The organism is Prauserella sp. PE36, assembly GCF_003311655.1.
Lineage (GTDB): Bacteria > Actinomycetota > Actinomycetes > Mycobacteriales > Pseudonocardiaceae > Prauserella_A > Prauserella_A endophytica.
In genome coordinates this window covers 24,328-40,380 of record NZ_QEQT01000050.1, presented here as the reverse complement: position 1 = coordinate 40,380, position 16,053 = coordinate 24,328, and the positions used below count along the sequence as shown (strand labels likewise).

11 protein-coding genes are annotated in these 16,053 nt (G+C 71.7%); 5 read left to right on the top strand and 6 right to left on the bottom strand.

Features of this window, described 5'->3' with window-relative positions; all coding sequences use genetic code 11:
* Positions 1-57: 57 nt before the first annotated feature.
* From DI005_RS11185 to DI005_RS11165, 5 genes are read right to left on the bottom strand one after another with little or no spacing between them, the layout of a single operon-like run.
* Positions 58-1,047, bottom strand: coding sequence for a malate dehydrogenase (locus DI005_RS11185; RefSeq protein ID WP_112270513.1), 990 nt, complete (start codon positions 1,045-1,047; stop codon positions 58-60).
* Positions 1,044-3,191: an FUSC family protein gene (locus tag DI005_RS11180; protein WP_113642070.1), complete on the bottom strand. Its 2,148-nt coding sequence runs from the start codon at positions 3,189-3,191 to the stop codon at positions 1,044-1,046. The genes DI005_RS11185 and DI005_RS11180 overlap by 4 nt, the downstream gene beginning before the upstream one ends.
* Positions 3,188-6,316, bottom strand: a complete 3,129-nt coding sequence (locus tag DI005_RS11175; protein WP_113642069.1) for a GH92 family glycosyl hydrolase — start codon at positions 6,314-6,316, stop codon at positions 3,188-3,190. Before DI005_RS11175 ends, DI005_RS11180 begins: the two co-directional genes overlap by 4 nt.
* Before the next feature lie 33 nt (positions 6,317-6,349).
* Positions 6,350-7,681 carry a M20/M25/M40 family metallo-hydrolase gene (locus DI005_RS11170; RefSeq protein ID WP_113642068.1) on the bottom strand — a complete coding sequence of 444 codons (1,332 nt, stop codon included), beginning with the start codon at positions 7,679-7,681 and terminating at the stop codon, positions 6,350-6,352.
* Between the two features lie 14 nt (positions 7,682-7,695).
* Entirely contained in the window at positions 7,696-8,523 is an 828-nt protein-coding gene (locus tag DI005_RS11165; protein ID WP_112270505.1) for a M55 family metallopeptidase, read from the bottom strand.
* Between the two features lie 120 nt (positions 8,524-8,643).
* Between DI005_RS11165 and DI005_RS11160 the strand changes: the two genes are divergently transcribed.
* Genes DI005_RS11160 through mptB form a run of 5 tightly spaced genes read left to right on the top strand, consistent with a single transcriptional unit; the run spans position 8,644 to position 15,630 of the window.
* Complete coding sequence (locus DI005_RS11160; RefSeq protein ID WP_113642067.1) at positions 8,644-10,455, top strand: ABC transporter substrate-binding protein; 1,812 nt, start codon at positions 8,644-8,646, stop codon at positions 10,453-10,455.
* A gap of 6 nt (positions 10,456-10,461) precedes the next feature.
* A complete protein-coding gene (locus DI005_RS11155) occupies positions 10,462-11,484 on the top strand; it encodes an ABC transporter permease (RefSeq protein WP_113642066.1) in 1,023 nt (340 codons plus the stop codon).
* On the top strand, positions 11,481-12,365 hold the full coding sequence (locus tag DI005_RS11150; RefSeq protein ID WP_113642065.1) for an ABC transporter permease: 885 nt from the start codon (positions 11,481-11,483) through the stop codon (positions 12,363-12,365). Before DI005_RS11155 ends, DI005_RS11150 begins: the two co-directional genes overlap by 4 nt.
* Positions 12,362-14,008, top strand: a complete 1,647-nt coding sequence (locus tag DI005_RS11145; RefSeq protein WP_112270499.1) for an ABC transporter ATP-binding protein — start codon at positions 12,362-12,364, stop codon at positions 14,006-14,008. The genes DI005_RS11150 and DI005_RS11145 overlap by 4 nt, the downstream gene beginning before the upstream one ends.
* 14 nt (positions 14,009-14,022) lie before the next feature.
* Complete coding sequence (mptB, locus tag DI005_RS11140) at positions 14,023-15,630, top strand: polyprenol phosphomannose-dependent alpha 1,6 mannosyltransferase MptB (protein WP_112270497.1); 1,608 nt, start codon at positions 14,023-14,025, stop codon at positions 15,628-15,630.
* Here mptB and DI005_RS11135 read toward each other — a convergent pair.
* The gene (locus DI005_RS11135; RefSeq protein WP_113642218.1) at positions 15,596-16,006 is read right to left on the bottom strand and encodes a TIGR03668 family PPOX class F420-dependent oxidoreductase; all 411 of its coding nucleotides are present in this window, start codon (positions 16,004-16,006) and stop codon (positions 15,596-15,598) included. The two genes, mptB and DI005_RS11135, sit on opposite strands and share 35 nt — an antisense overlap.
* Between the last annotated feature and the right edge of the window lie 47 nt (positions 16,007-16,053).

Here is a 16,053-nt window from a genome sequence, read left to right as displayed (position 1 = left end):
CCACCATCACTGCGTTGAACGCAGGCATGGTGGCCTTCACTGCGGATCGGGAAGCGCTCAGACGAGGCCGAGCTGCTTGACGGCGTCGCGCTCCTCGGTGAGCTCGCGCACGGAGGCGTCGATGCGCTCGCGGGAGAAGTCGTCGATCTCCAGGCCCTGGACGATCTCGTACTTGCCGTTCTTGCAGGTGACGGGGAACGACGAGATGATGCCCTCCGGGACGCCGTAGGAGCCGTCCGACGGGATGCCCATCGAGACCCAGTCGCCGTCCGGGGTGCCGTTGACCCAGTCGTAGACGTGGTCGATGGCCGCGTTCGCCGCGGACGCCGCCGACGACGCGCCGCGGGCCTCGATGATCTCCGCGCCGCGCTTGGCCACACGGGGGATGAACTCGTCGGCCAGCCACGCCTTGTCGTTCACGGCCTCGGCCGCGTTCTTGCCGCCCACCTCGGCGTGGAAGATGTCCGGGTACTGGGTCGCCGAGTGGTTGCCCCAGATGGTCAGCTTCTTCACGTCGGAAACGGCGACGCCCAGCTTCTTCGCGAGCTGCGCGATCGCGCGGTTGTGGTCCAAGCGGGTCATCGCGGTGAACCGCTCGGCCGGGACGTCGGGCGCGTGCGACTGCGCGATGAGGGCGTTGGTGTTGGCCGGGTTGCCCACCACGAGCACCTTCACGTCGTCGGCGGCGCCGGCGTTGATGGCCTCGCCCTGCGGCTTGAAGATGCCGCCGTTGGCCTCGAGCAGGTCACCGCGCTCCATGCCCTTCGTGCGCGGGCGCGCGCCCACCAGCAGTGCCACGTTGACGCCCTCGAACGCCTGCTTCGCGTCGTCGAAGATGTCGACTCCGGCCAGCAGCGGGAACGCGCAGTCCTCCAGCTCCAGTGCGGTGCCCTCGGCCGCCTTCACCGCCTGCGGGATCTCCAGCAGCCGCAGCTTCACCGGAGTGTCCTGACCCAGCAGCTGACCGGACGCGATGCGGAACAGCAGCGCGTAGCCGATCTGGCCGGCAGCGCCGGTGACGGTGACGTTGACAGGGGCTTGGGTCATAACGTTCTCCTGCTGACGGGTTCTGTTCTTGTATCGGGGATGTTATCGGCCGCTGCTCCGGATGGGTGGGTGCGTCGCCTCACCTGTACCGATTGAGCGGCGGAGGTCTCCACGTCGAAGGCCCTGCCGAGCGCGAGCAGTGCCTCGTCCAGCTTGCCCAGGCTCGACAGCACGGTCCTGGCCTGCGCGCTGTCTGCCAGGTCGCCCGGCGGCGCGCCCCCGGCCTCGGCAAGCGCCCGCTGCTCCGTGCCGCCGCCGACGACCTCGAGCAGCACGTCGATGTTGCCGGTGAGCCGTTCGATCAGCGCGGGCAGCCGCCCGTCGAGCGCGAGCAGGCCGGGCTGAGCCCTGGCGGCGATGTTGCGGGCACGGAAGGCGATGGCCTCGAGCGTGTTCAGCACGTACCAGCCGTAGTCGCGACGCGCGCCGCGGAGGTTGATCGGGTGGGTCAGCGGTTCGACGGTCGCGCGCAGGCGTTCCACCGCCCGGTCCAGCTGCCGGGAGAGCTCGATGACGTTGACGTTCTCCCGCCCGGTCAGCAGCGCGTCGGCCTGCACCACGAACTCGCGGAGATCCTCCAGCGCTGCGGCGACGTCCTCGAGCAGCACCGACCTGGTGCGCACCGGCACGATCACCACGGCGGCCAGGACGCCCGCGAGCGCGCCAACGGCCGTCTCGGCCAGCCGCACGCCCAGCACCTCAAGGCTGAACGTGCCCAGCAGGCTGTAGAGCAGGCCCAGCATCGTGGTGATGAAGAACGCCATCGCCGTCTGCGAGACCCTGGCGACGAACGCCGTGCCGAACACGCACACGAGGATCAGCACGATCGTCGCCGTGGTGCTGCCGGTGACGAGCAGCGCGCACAGGGCGCCGGCGAAGATCCCGACCAGCGTGCCCGCGAACCGGCGGGCGCCCTTCACCAGGGTGGCGCCCGCACTCGACGTGCCGACGAACACGACGAACACGGTCAGCACCGCCCAGTACCACCGCTGGGGCGACACCAACTCGCCGCCGACGACCGCGAGCCCGCCGCCGATCACGGCCTGCAGCGCGCTGCGGGTGCGGTTGTCCCAGGCGAAGACCCGGGTGCGCTCGGGCTCCTCCGGCTCGGGTGGCTCGGTCTCGGCGGAGTAGTCGCGCTCGGCGATGCGCTGAGCGTTGACGTCGGCGAGCGCGAGCTCGGCCATGGCCCTGCGCAGCTCGTCGCCGGGCCGGGGCTGATCGCTGAGCCTGCTGCCCTCGACGAGCAGTTTGCTGAACTCGTCGGTCTCGCTGATCACGGGCAGCTCGCGCGGATCGCGTTCGATGAGCGTGCCCAGCCGCCGCAGCCGGGCCAGCAGGTCGTCGCGCACGGCCTCGTCCAGGGTGTCGGCGCACGTGCGGCGGGTGGTGATCGTGAGCCACTGCACGGCGAGCTCGACCTCGATGGCGCGCCTGCGCAGGAGGGCGGCCGCGGCCGGGTCGATCACGTCCTCGGCGGTGTCCTCGATCAGCAGCACGCATTCGTGGAGCCGGTCGCCCGCGCGCCGCAGCTGCTTGTCGCTGCGGGCCGAGCCGCCGGAGGCGAGGTGGGCGATGGCCGCGCGCACGACCGCGCCGAGCCGGGCGCGGAATGCCCTGCGCACGCTCAGCAGCTCCCGCTCCGGCCTGCGCGGCAGAAACGCGAACCGCACGAGCGTGTTCGCGCCGAGTCCCACCGCGAGCGCCAGCAGCAACACCGGCACCTGTCCGACCCTGGTCTGCAGGAACATCGCGAAGAAGAACAGGAAGAACGCCAGCGAGCCCAGCGCGATCCCGCGTGGTCCGAACCGCTGCGCGTACACGGCCACGAAGATGAGCAGCACGAACACGATGCCGTCCAGCGGCGGCGCGGCCTGGCCGAGGCTTGCCGCCGTGAGCGCGGCGGCGCCGACCGCGAAACCCAGCACCAGTGTCACGGCCTGCTGTCCCGGCTCGGGGTCGGTGACCGTGAACGCCGACATCATCGCCGCGATGGCGCCGACGAGCACGACCGTTAGCGGCTGGCCGAGGGCCACGAGCGCGCCCGCCGCGATCCCGATGCCGAGCACCGCCGACGCGGCGGACCGCACCCACACGAGCCCGGGGTCGGAGGCGCGCAGCCGGTCGAGCGCGGTGGCGATCATGCGAGCAGCTCCCACTGGGCCAGCCGCAGGCGCCCGCGTGCCTCCGTGATCCGCAGCCGGTGTTGGAGGAACGGCTTCGGCTCGGCCACGCGGAACGCGCGGGTCTGCCTGCGCCAGGGGAACATCTCGTCGCGGCGCGCGTCGAGCACCGTCCACTCGGTACCGTCGGCCGAGCCCTCCAGCACCCACGAGCACGGGTCGCCCTCGCGGCCGGCCGAGGTCAGCGTGTAGCAGCGCACCGTCGCCGGTGCGGGTGCGACGTGGCCGAGTACCGGGGTCGCGGAGGAGAACGTCACCTCGGTGCGGCTGGTGTCGTCGCGCAGGGCGGTCACGTCGGTGCCGTCGAGGCAGTGCGCCGGACCCGGCAGGTCACGCAACGGGGCCGGTGGCTCCGGTGCCGTGCTCAGCACACCCCAGTCGCTCGGCTCGGGGCCCAGCTGGACGTCCAGCACCGCGCCCGCCGTGAGCACGTCGTGGTCGAGCCATGGTGTGTCGTGCGGCTCGCCGTCGATGCGCAGGCCCTGGACGTAGACGTCCCCCTCACCCGCGCGGGGCGCGTTGATCACCAGGTCGTTGCCGTTCTCCAGGTGCACGACCGTCCGGGGGAACAGGGGAGAACCGAGCACGTACCGGGTGCCCCCGGGGTCCAGCGGGTAGAAGCCCAGCGCGCTGAACAGGTACCACGCCGACAGCTCGCCGTTGTCCTCGTCGCCCGGGTAGCCCTGCCCGATCTCGCCGCCGAGGTAGCAGCGGCGCAGCACCTCGCGCACGATCCGCTGCGTCTTCGCGGGCGCGCCGGCGTGGGCGTAGACGTACGGGATGTGGTGGGACGGCTGGTTCGAGTGACCGTACTGGCCGAGCCGCACGTCGCGCGCCTCGGTCATCTCGTGGATCACCTTGTGGTAAGACCCGGTGCGCAGCCCCGTCTCCGGTGTCGCGAAGAAACGGTCCAACATGGACTCAAGACGCGCGCGCCCGCCGTGCAGCGCGGCGAGCCCCTCGCCGTCGTGCGGCGCGGAGAACGCGGTGTTCCAGCCGTTGGTCTCGGTGTAGTCGTGACCCCATTCGGCGGGGTCGTAGTCGCCGGGGTCGCGGCGCCAGCGGCCGTCGGCTCTCCGGCCCTGGAAGAACCCGGTCCTGCCGTCGAAGTGGTGCACGTAGTTCCGTGCCCTGCTCGCGAAGTAGACGGCGTTGTCCTCGTCGCCGAGCGCCCTCGCGAGCGCGGCGATGCCGGAGTCGTTGACGCAGCCCTCCAAGGCCCACGACAGTCCCTCCCGCGTGGACAGTGGCGTGTAGCCGAGGAAGACCGACTCGGTGAGGCCCTTGCGGCCGACGGCGCGGTTCGGCGGGGCGACGGTGGCGTTGCGCAGGGCCGCCTCGTACGCGGCGCGCACGTCGAAGCCGCGCACGCCCTTGAGGTAGGCCCCGGCGAACGCGACGTCGGAGCTGGTGCCGACCATGGAGTTCGCGTAGCCGGGCGCCGACCAGCGGGCGATCCAGCCGCCCTCGCGGTACTGCTGCACGAACCCCTCGATGAGCTCACCGCAGCGGCGAGGGGTGAGCAGGGCGAGCGCGGGCCACGTGGTGCGGTAGGTGTCCCAGAAGCCGTTGTTCACCGACATCGGCCCGTGCAGCACCTTCGCCCCGGTGCGCGTGCGAGTGCTGGGCCACCGGCGGCACACCACCGGGCTCGCGTGCCGCACGCCGCGCGGGGTGTCCTCGTGCCCGGAGTTCGGGTAGAGGAACAGCCGGTACAGGCTGGAGTAGAGGGTGGCCAGCTGGTCGTCGGTGGCGCCCTCGACCTCGACCCGGCCCAGCAGCTCCCCCCACGCCTCGCGGGCCCGGTCGCGCACGTCGGCGAAGGTGAGCGGCGCGGCGACCTCCAGCTCCAGGTTCCGCCGGGCCTGCTCGAGGCTGATCAGCGAGGTGGCCATGCGCATGGTCACCTCCCGGGCGGTGAACCGCACGTGGCCGGTCACGGTCCGCCAGAACGGCTTCCGGTTCCGCCCGCCGCCGCTGGGCTGCTCGTCGAACGTGGCGTACACGAACATGCGGCGCGCGCCCGCCGACGACCGGCTGCGCACCCACGTGTGGCCGGTGACCGTGCGGTTGGTGACGTCGACGCGCAGCCCGCCCCGGTTGCGGACGTTGTCGAAGAGCAGCCAGCCGCCCTCGCCGGGAAACGTGAAGCGCAGGATCGCGCCGTGGTCGGCGGGTGCGATGTCGGCGGTGATGCCGCACGCGAACCGCACGCCGTAGTGGTGGGGCCGGTCGATCTCGTCGTCGTGCGAGAACGCGAGCGCCCTCGCAGCCGGATCGGTCACCACCTCGCCCATCCCCGGCATCACCTGGAACGTGTGCCGGTCGCCGACCCACGGGCTCGGCTGGTGGCTCAGCGCGAGCGCCTGCAATGCCGGGCGACTCCCGGAGTGGTACTCGTAGACCCAGTCGAGCGCGCGGGCGTCGGTCACCGGGGTCCACAGGTTGAAGCCGTGCGGCAGCGCGGTCGCGGGCAGGCAGTTGCCCCGCGAGAAGCGGGCGCTGGAGTGTGTGCCCCTGGTGGTGCGGACGTGCTCGACGGGCTCCCTGGCGACGGAAGGGCGATCCGCGAGGCGGATGTCGTCGAGCCAGCCGGTCAGCTCGGGACCCTCACCGGGCACGTCGGTGACGAGCACGATCGCCCGCACCGTGCGGCCGGCGGCGACCGCGCCCACCGGCACGCGCACGAGGTTCCACTGGTCGACGTACAGCTCCTTCGACTCGCCTCGCGCGCGGGCCCGTGTGTGCGGGGCCAGCTCGCCGAGCGTGGTGCCGTCGGCGAACTCGAGATCCACGCCCACGAAGGTGCTCCGGTAGCTCGGCGGCGTCCCGTCCGATTCCGGGCACACCACGTAGGACAGTTCGGTGTGCTCGGTGATCGGCACCTCGACCGTGAACAGGCCGGCCCGCGCCGGACCGGCCACGCCGGTCGCGTAGTGCAGCGCCCTGGTGCCGGTGAATCCCGCGCCCGCCGTCGCGGCGAGCGGCCGGACGGGACCGGTTCCGACGTGGGTGCGCAGGCGCTGGCCCGTGCCCGGTTGTGGGTCGCCGTCCTCGAACGAGGAGAAGAACTCGGTGGCCACCACGCCAGTCACCGTAGTGGCGATCGCGGGAACCGCTCAGACCGACACGAGCAGGCGTTCCAGCACGCGCGTCCCGAACCGCAGGCCCTCCACGGGCACCCGCTCGTCCACGCCGTGCGCCATCGCCCGGTAGGCGAAGCCCTCGGGCAGCCACAACGGGGCGAAGCCGTAGCAGTCGATGCCCAGCGGGGCGAACGCCTTCGCGTCGGTGCCGCCGCCCATGCAGTACGGCACCACCACGGCCTCCGGGTCCTCGGCACGCAGGGCCGCGGCCATCGCGTCGAACCACGGCGAGTCCACCGGAGCCTCGACGGCGGGCTGGTGCGACACGAACTCGCGTTCCACGCCAGGGCCGAGCAGCGCGTCGACCTGGGCGAGCAGCCCTTCCTCTGTGCCCGGCAGCACGCGTGTGTCCACCAGGGCGTTCGCGATGCCGGGGATGACGTTGACCTTGTACCCGGCCTGCAGCATCGTCGGCGTCGTGCTGTTGCGCACCGTCGACTCCACCAGCCCGGCCGCGGGGCCGAGCCGGGCCAGCGTGCCGTCGATATCGGCGAGGTCGATCTCCACGCCCAGCGCCTCGCCGGTGCGCTCGAGGAACGCCCGCACCGAGGGCGTGAGCACCACCGGCCACGTGTGCGCCGCGAGCGCGTGCAGCGCGTTGACCAGCCGCACCACGGCGTTCTCCTCGTTGCGGCGCGAACCGTGCCCGGCCCGCCCTCGCGCCGTGAGCCGCAGGTGGGCGGTGCCGCGCTCCGCGGTGCCGATGGGGTAGAGGCGCACGGGCGTGCCGTCGGCAGCGCGCACGTGGTAGCTGTAGGCGCCCGACTCGCTGATCGCCGCGGCGCAGTCGGCGAACAGCTCCGGGTGCTCCGCGGTCAGCCAGTGCGCGCCGTAGCCGCCCTGGTCCTCCTCGTCGGCCACGAACGCGAGCACGAGGTCCCGGCGCGGGCGACGCCCTGAGGCGGCGAGCGAGTGCACGACGGAGAGCACCATCGCGCAGAAGTCCTTCATGTCCACCGCGCCCCTGCCCCACAGGAAGCCGTCGCGCACCTCCCCGGAGAACGGGTGGACGCTCCAGTCGGCGGCGTCGGCGGGCACGACGTCGAGATGGCCCTGCACCAGCAGTGCCGGCAGCGACGGGTCCTCACCCGGCACCCGCGCGACGACGTTGGCCCTGCGCGGTGCCGACTCGTACGTGTGCGACTCGACGCCCGCGGCGGCGAGCACCTCGGCCACGAACTCGGCGGCTTCCCGCTCACCCTCGGAGTCCCCGTTGCCGTGGTTGGTGGTGTCGAAGCGGATCAGCCTCGCACACAGCTCCACGGTGTCGGTCAGGTCGGTCAGGTCGGTCAGGTCGGTGTTCATCGTGCCTCGCCCGCTCAGCCGTACTTGCCCTGCACCGCGCCGTCCGCGATGGCCGTCACCACCTTGAACGCCTTCATCGCCTCGGTCATGCCGGGCGCGTCGAAGCCCACCCTGCGCACCCCGGTCTGCTCGACTGTCGGCACCACCGCGGCCGCCTGGGCGAGGTGGCTGGCGTCGAACTCGACCTCGATCCGGTGCGGGCCGGTCACCGGCTCGACACGGCCCGCGCGCTTCATGCCCGTCGCGGCGGCCTCGGTCAGCAGCGCCGCCGTGACCGAGGGCGGGCTGCAGATCGCGGCGTAGCGGCTCACGCACTGCTTCACCGCCACCAGCGCGGCGTCCGATGCGTAGTCGCGGGCGTCCTCGACGGTCTTGTCGTCGCCGCTCACCACGAGCACGGGCACGCCGTACTCGGCGGCCAGCGCCGCGTTGAGCCTGCCCTCGCTCGCCGGCACACCATCGAGCCACACGCCGGTGATCTGGTTGGGCAGGTAGGTGTGCGACAGGACGCCGTCGCAGCCGGCGCCGGCGTGGTAGCCGAGGAACACCACGCCGTCGACGCCGGAGTCGATGCCCTCCATCATCGACAGCGGCTTGTGCCGCCCGGTGAGCATGCGCGCCCGCGGATCCAGGTCCTCGAGCAGGAGGTTGCGCTGCGAGGAGTGGGCCTCGTTGACGAGCACGTCGTCGGCGCCCGCGTCGCACAGTCCCGCGATCGTGGCGTTGACGTCGCCGGTGAACAGGCGGCGGAACCGTTGCCACTGCTCCGTTCCCGGCACCACGTCGTCGGTCCAGGTGACTCCGGTGGCGCCCTCCATGTCCGCCGAGACCATGATCCGCATGGGGCAAACCTACTGCGTCGGTCACGGGTTGGCATTCGGTTCGGCAAATCGTTGACACGACGAAGCGGGAAGTGGTTACTTTTCCGCTTCGGGATCTCGGACAGCAACGAGGGGTGCACAGTGGGTTTCAGTCGTCTCCGCAGGGCGAGAGCGGCGCTCGCCCTGCTCGCGGTTCCGCTCCTGGTCGCCGTGCCGCCATCGCCGCAGGCGCAGGCCCAGTCCGACACGGTGCTGCGCGTCGCGCTCGTCCAGGAGATCGACCATCTGAACCCGTTCACCGCGAGCTTCGCGTCGAGCACCATGATCGGCCGCTTCGCGTGGGAGTTCCTCACCCTGCCCTCCGCCGAGGACGCCACGCCGACCGGGGGACTCGCCGAGAGCTGGGAGACCTCGCCCGACAAGCTGACGTGGACGTTCACCATCCGCGAGGGCATGACGTGGTCCGACGGCAAGCCGGTGACCGCCAAGGACGCCGCGTTCACCTTCAACCGGATCATGAGCGACCCCAAGGCCGCCGAGGCCAACGGCAGCTACGTGGAGAACTTCGAACGCGTCACCGCGCCCGATCCGCGCACCCTCGTCATCAAGATCAAGAAGCCGCAGGCCAGCATGACGGCACTCGACGTGCCGATCGTGCCCGAGCACGTCTGGTCCGGTATCGACGACATGGCCGATCCGGAGACCGACAGCGTCGACGTGGTCGGCGTCGGCAGCGGACCGTTCCTGATCTCCGAGTACCGGCCCAACGAGATCGTCACCCTCAAGGCCAACCCCGACTACTGGCGCGGCGCGCCGAGGATCGACGAGCTGCAGTTCGTCAAGTTCGAGAACGCCGACGCAGCCGTCGCCGCGCTGAAGAACGGCGAGATCGACTTCGTCAACCGGCTCACCCAGGCGCAGTTCGACAGCCTCAAGGGCGAGGACGGCATCGAGACCAACCAGGCCTCCGGCCGCCGCTACCGCGAGCTGCTGATGAACCCCGGCGCCAAGAACATCGAGGGCCAGTCCATCGGCGACGGCCACCCCGCGCTGCGCGACGTCCGCGTGCGGCGCGCCATCGCCAAGGCCATCGACCCGCAGGCGCTGGTGGACAAGGTGCTCGGCGGCTACGGCGAGCTGCCCGGCGGCCTCGTCCCGCCGATCTACTCCGACTTCCACTACACGCCGCCCGCCGGCGAGAAGTACACGTTCGACCCCGCCGCGGCCGGCCGTGAGCTCGACGCCGCGGGCTACCGCGAGGGCCCCGACGGCGTCCGCGTCGGCCCCGACGGCCGGAAGCTCGAGTTCCGGCTCACCGCGCGCTCCAGCGAGGACTACGGCCTGCGCGCCAGCGACTACATCGCCGGCTGGCTCGGCGACATCGGCATCACCGTGACCAAGCACCTGGTTTCCGACAACGAGGTGGACGAGACCACGTCGTCCGGCCACTACGACCTCGCGCTGTCGGGCTGGGGCACCAACCCCGACCCGGACTACATCCTCGGCAAGCAGACCTGCGCGAGCCTGCCCGCCACCTCGGGCAGCAGCAGTAGCAACGCGTTCTTCTGCGACGCCGTCTACGACGACCTCTACGCCCGGCAGGCCGCGGAGACCGACCGGACCAAGCGTGCGGAGCTGGTCAGGCAGGCGCAGGCCCGCTACTACGAGCAGGCGCCGAGCCTCGTGCTCGACTACGACAACGTGCTGGAGGCCTACCGCTCCGACCGGTTCACCGGCTTCGTCCGGCAGCCGGCCGGCGAGGGCCAGATCATGGAGCAGACCGGCTACTGGGGCTTCTACGGCGCCCGGCCCGTCGAGGGCGGCGGGGGCGGTGACGACGGCGGACTGCCCGCGGGCGCGTGGGTGGCGATCGGTGCGGGGGCGCTGCTGCTGCTCGTCGGCGGCGGCACGGCACTCGCCCGCCGCAGGACACCCGCCGAGGACCGGGAGTAGCCGGCCTTGACCACCAGCACGACCGGCGGCCCGCCCGCCGCCGACCTCGACGAGCGCCGGGCCGGGACCTCGACGTCCCGGTTCGTCGCGGGGAAGGTCGGCGGCGCGCTCGCCAGCCTGGTGTTCGTCGTGGTGCTCGGGTTCCTGCTGTTCCGCATGATCCCCGGTGACCCCGTGGCCACCATGACGCGCGACCGCCCGACGAGCCCGGAGCAGCTCGCGCGGCTGCGCGAACGACTCGGCGTGGACGAGCCGTTGTGGCGGCAGTTCCTCGACTACGCCCTCGGCCTGCTGCGCGGCGACCTCGGCACGTCGTACCTGTACAACCGCCCGGTCGCCACGATGATCGGCGAGCGGTTGTGGCCCACCGTCCTGCTGGTGGGCACGGCGACCGTGCTCGCCGTCGCGCTCGGCATGTGGCTGGGCGTCAGGGCCGCGTGGAAGCGCGACAGCGCGTTCGACCGCGCGCACACCGGCGTCGCGCTCACGCTCTGGTCCGTGCCGCAGTTCTGGCTCGGCCTGCTGCTGCTCATCGCCACGCAGGGGTTGTTCCCCAGCCGTGGCATGCGCTCGCCGGACCTGCCGGAGGGTTTCCTCGCCCAGACCCTCGACGTCGCCTGGCACCTGACCCTGCCGTGCCTGACGCTGCTCGCGGTGATCTACGCCCAGTACATGCTCGTGATGCGCTCCTCCCTGCTGGAGGAGATGGGCTCGGAATACCTGACCACCGCGCGCGCCAAGGGCCTGCGCGACGACCTCGTGCGGCGCCGCCACGCCGTGCCGAACGCGCTGCTGCCCGCCGTCACGCTCGTGTTCCTGCAGTTCGGAATGGTCGTGTCCGGCACGGTGACCGTCGAGGCCGTGTTCTCGTGGCCCGGGCTCGGGCTGCTCACCTACGACGCGCTGCGGGGACCGGATCTGCCGCTGCTGCAAGGAGTGTTCGTGGTGCTGGCCGGATCGGTGATCGTCATGAACCTGCTCGCCGAGCTGCTCTACCGCGTGCTCGACCCACGGGTGCGTGCGGCATGACCTCACCGGCGTGGCAGCGGCGGCGCACCGCCGCGAGGGACCTCTGGCGGGAGTTCCGCACCAACCGCGGCGGGCTCGTCGGACTGTGCGTGCTCGCGGCGATCGTCGTGCTCGCCGTCCTGGCCCCGCTCATCACCGACGAGAGCGGGCTCGACGTCATCAGCGCCACCGGAACCCCGCTCCAGCCACCGTCGGGCGAGTACTGGCTCGGCACCGATGTCGACGGCCGCTCCGTGCTGCTGCTGACGTTCTGGGGCGCGCGGGTGTCGTTACTCGTGGGCTTCGCCGCGACGGTGCTGTCGGTGTTCATCGGCACACTCGTGGGCATCGTGGCCGCGCACTTCCAGGGCTGGCCATCCGCCGTGCTGCTGCGCGTCACCGACTTCTTCCTGGTCCTGCCCTCGCTGGTGCTGGCCATCGCGCTGTCCAGCGTGCTGACCAAGGGCGTCTGGACCATCGTGCTCGCCATCGGCGTCACGTCGTGGCCGTCGACGGCGCGGCTGGTCCGGGCGCAGACACTGACGATCGAGAGCAGGCCCTACATCGAGCGCGCGAAGGCGCTCGGCGGCGGGCACGCCCACCTCATCGGCAAGCACGTGCTGCCGGCGGTGCTGCCGCTCGTGCTCGCCAACACCACCCTCGTCGTCGGCAGCTCGATCATCGCGGAGTCGACGCTGTCGTTCCTCGGCCTCGGCGACCCCACCTCCGTGTCGTGGGGCTCGATGCTGCAGACGGCGCTGTCCTCCGGCGCGGTCACCGCCGGCGCCTGGTGGTACCTACTGCCGCCAGGACTGGCGATCGTGGTGATCGTGCTGTCGTTCACCCTCGTCGGGCGGGCACTGGAGACGGTGCTCAACCCGCGCCTGAAGGCGGGAAGATGAGTCAGCTGCTCGAACTGCGCAACCTCGGCGTCACATACTCGACCGGCGGCGAGGCGGTGCAGGCCGTCCGCGGCGTGAACCTGGCCCTTGCGCCCGGCGAGACCCTGGGCATCGCGGGGGAGTCGGGCTCCGGCAAGTCCACGGTCGCGCTCAGCGTGCTGCGGCTGCTGCCCAGGTCCGCGAACGTCACCGGCGAGATCCTGCTCGACGGCGAGGACGTCACCACCATGCGCTGGGGCAGGCTGCGGGCGGTGCGCTGGTCGTCGGCCTCGGTCGTGTTCCAGGGCGCCATGCACGCGCTGAACCCGGTGCGCCGCGTCGGCGAGCAGATCGCAGAGCCCATCCGCCTGCACACCGACCTGCCCGAACCGAAGGTGCGGGCGCGGGTGACCGAACTGCTCGAGCAGGTGGACCTGCCACCGGAGAAGGCCCGGTCCTACCCGCACGAGCTCTCCGGCGGGCAGAAGCAGCGCGTGATGATCGCGATGGCGCTCGCGTGTGAACCGAGGCTCATCCTCGCCGACGAGCCGACCACGGCGCTCGATGTCATCGTGCAGGCACAGGTGCTCGCGTTGCTGGGCGAGCTCGTCGCCGAGCGCGGCATCGGGCTCGTGCTCATCACCCACGACCTGTCGGTGCTCGCGGCGACGTGCCGGCGCATCGCCGTGATGTACCGGGGCGAGGTGGTGGAGGAGGGACCCGGCGACGAGGTGATGGCGCGGCCCCGGCACGAGCACACCAGGGCGCTCGCGGCCGCGTTCCCGACGGTCGGCGACCCGGCCTCCCGGTTCGCCCCCGCCACCGCGAACCCCCTGCCGCCCGAACCGGACCGGGCCACACCCGACGAGGAGACGCCCGGACTGCTGGCCGCACGGGATCTCAGGGTCACGTTCCGTGATCGGCGCGGCGAGGCCGTCCACGCCGTCGCCGGAGTCGACCTCGACGTGCGCCGCGACGAGATCGTCGCGCTCGTCGGCCAGTCCGGCTCCGGCAAGACCACGCTCGCGCGGACCCTGCTCGGCCTGCAACGGCCCACCGCGGGCTCCGTGCTATACGACGGCAGGCTGGTGCCCACGTCGTCGGCGGGGCTGAAGGAGTACCGCCGCCAGGTACAGCTCGTGCTCCAGGACCCGGCGAGCGCGCTCAACCCCCGCCACACCGTCTACGAGGCCGTGGCCGAGGGCCCGCGCATCCACGGGCTCACCGGCGACGAGCGCTCGCTCGTGCTGGAGGCGCTCGCGGCGGCCGAGCTGCGACCTGCGGAGACATACCTGTCCCGGTTGCCGCACGAGCTCTCCGGCGGACAGCGGCAGCGCGTCGTCATCGCGGGCGCCCTCGCGCTGCGGCCCAGTGTGCTGGTGGCGGACGAGCCGGTGGCCTCGCTCGACGCGTCGGTGCGGGGCGAGATCCTCGGGCTGCTGCTGCGCCTGCGCAGGGAACTCGGGCTCGCCGCGCTCGTCATCACCCACGACCTCGGACTCGCGTGGAACATCGCCGACCGCGTGGCCGTGATGTACCGGGGTGAGCTCGTCGAGGTGGGCCCGGTGGAACAGGTGCTGCTCGAACCGCGGCACGAGTACACGAAGTCCTTGCTCGCCGCCCTGCCGACGGGTACGGCGCGTGCGTCCGAACGCGGTGTGTAACCTCGAAGCTCGACATGGCCACCACCACAGACCCCGTGCCCAACCCAGGCACCGACGCGGACCGGCCTGCTGCCGAAGCGGCGCTGGCCGATGTTCGTGAGCCGTCGCGGTTCCCGTACCGCACGATCGCGATGGGCGTCGTGGGAAGCATCCTGGTGCTGCTCGCCTCGTTCGGCGCCGCCGGCGTGCTCGTCCGCGATCCCGTGCTCGGCACGGGCCCGCTGTCGTGGATCCGGTACGGCCACGGCAAGGCGCTCGCCACGGTGCTGCTCTACGCGGGTTTCGGGCTGGTCGTGTGGGCGTGGGTCAGGCTAGGCCGCCACGCGCTCGCCGGGCGCATCGGGGCCAGGCCCGTCGTCGTGGCCGCGCTGTGCTGGATGGTGCCGCTGCTCGTCGCGCCGCCGTTGTTCACGCGCGACGTCTTCTCCTACCTGGGACAGGGCGCGCAGCTGCTGCACGGGCTCGACCCCTACGCCTACGGCCCCGCCGCGCTGGACACGCTGCCGGACGTGGTGCAGAACGTGCACCCGCTGTGGCAGACCACACCCGCGCCGTACGGGCCGCTGTTCCTGTTGGTCGCCAAGGGCATCGTGTCCTTCACCGGCAACAACATGATCCTCGGCGTCATCGTGACGCGGCTCGTGCTGCTGGTCGGGCTCGGCGCGATGCTGTGGGCACTGCCGAGGCTCGTGAAGCACCTCGGCGGCAAGCTGCCGGTGACGATGTGGCTCGCGGTTGCCAGCCCGATGATGGTGATCCACCTCGTCGGCGGTCCGCACAACGACCTACTGATGCTGGGGTTGCTCACTCTCGGCGTGCTCGCCGCGCTGGAACGCAGGCACCTGCTCGCCGTCGTGCTCGTGACCATCGGCATGCTCATCAAGCCGACCGCCGCGATCGCCCTGCCGTTCCTGGTGTGGGTGTGGGCCAACCACCTGCCGGCGGAGGAGAGCCTGTTCCGGCGCTTCGTCAAGGCGGTCGTGCCGTCGCTGGCCGCGTTCGGCGCCGTGTTCGTGGTCGGCACCTGGTTGTCGCTGGGGTCGTTCAACCTCGGCTGGGTCACCGGACTGCAGGCGCCGCAGATCATCGCGAACTGGCTCAACTTCCCCACCGGCATCGGCGAGATCTTCTACACGCTCGTCAACGTCGTGGTGGACGTGCAGGCGTCGCCGTTCGTCACCGTGGCGCGCGGCATCGCCTGGGTCGTGCTCGCCGCTTTCCTGGTGCGGCAGTGGTGGCTCTCGCGGCACGGCGGCACCGAGGCGATCTTCCGGATGGCGTTGTCGCTGCTCGCCGTCGCGATCCTCGCGCCTCCGACGCTGCCGTGGTACCTCACCTGGGGCTTCGTGATCGCCTCGGCGTTCCCGTGGAAGCGCCTGCACCTGGCCGGGATGGTCGGCGTGTCGATGTTCCTCGTGCTCGTGTACTACCCGACCGGCGAGCAGAGCCTCTACGACTGGTGGTTCATCGCGATCGTGATCGCGGCCAGCCTGTACGGCGCCGCGTCGCTGCTGCGCCCCGACCCGCTCGGCCTGATCGCCGCGTGGCGCAGGGAGCCGAAGCGGCCCGCCGAGCCGGAGCCGTCGGTCATGGACGAGCCGACCAGCCCCGCCACGCGCTGATCCCGGCCCGCACGAGCGGCCCCTCCGGAGGAGTCTCGACGTACTGCGGGTACTTGTCGCGCAACGCGGTCAGCATCCGCGCGTCCTCGGGCACCACGGTCGCGGCGCCGTCGGCGCGGACCCACCACAACCGGCTCCAGTCGTCGTCGTAGTGATCGACGAGGAACGAGACGTTGGGGTTGGCGGCGATGTTGCGCAGGCGGCGCAGGTTCGTGGTGCTCTTCGGCTTGGCGTCGATGACGAACGCGACGGTGTCGCCCACGACCGCGAAGGTCACGGGCACCAGGTGCGGCGCGCCGTCCGGTCCGACCGTGGCGAGCCTGGCCACCCGCGCGGCGGCGAACCGGCGCCGCGCCTCCCGCTCGTCCAACCGCACCCACTCAGCGTAGGCGGAGCCCACCTCCCCGGACTGCAGTGAAGGCC

What these genes read in the sequence shown, in the direction of transcription:
- DI005_RS11165 (WP_112270505.1), bottom strand. Translation starts at nt 8,523, where the DNA reads ATGCGGATCATGGTCTCGGCGGACATGGAGGGCGCCACCGGAGTCACC.
- DI005_RS11185 (WP_112270513.1), bottom strand. Translation starts at nt 1,047, where the DNA reads ATGACCCAAGCCCCTGTCAACGTCACCGTCACCGGCGCTGCCGGCCAG.
- DI005_RS11180 (WP_113642070.1), bottom strand. Translation starts at nt 3,191, where the DNA reads ATGATCGCCACCGCGCTCGACCGGCTGCGCGCCTCCGACCCCGGGCTC.
- DI005_RS11150 (WP_113642065.1), top strand. Translation starts at nt 11,481, where the DNA reads ATGACCTCACCGGCGTGGCAGCGGCGGCGCACCGCCGCGAGGGACCTC.
- DI005_RS11170 (WP_113642068.1), bottom strand. Translation starts at nt 7,681, where the DNA reads ATGAACACCGACCTGACCGACCTGACCGACCTGACCGACACCGTGGAG.
- DI005_RS11145 (WP_112270499.1), top strand. Translation starts at nt 12,362, where the DNA reads ATGAGTCAGCTGCTCGAACTGCGCAACCTCGGCGTCACATACTCGACC.
- mptB (WP_112270497.1), top strand. Translation starts at nt 14,023, where the DNA reads ATGGCCACCACCACAGACCCCGTGCCCAACCCAGGCACCGACGCGGAC.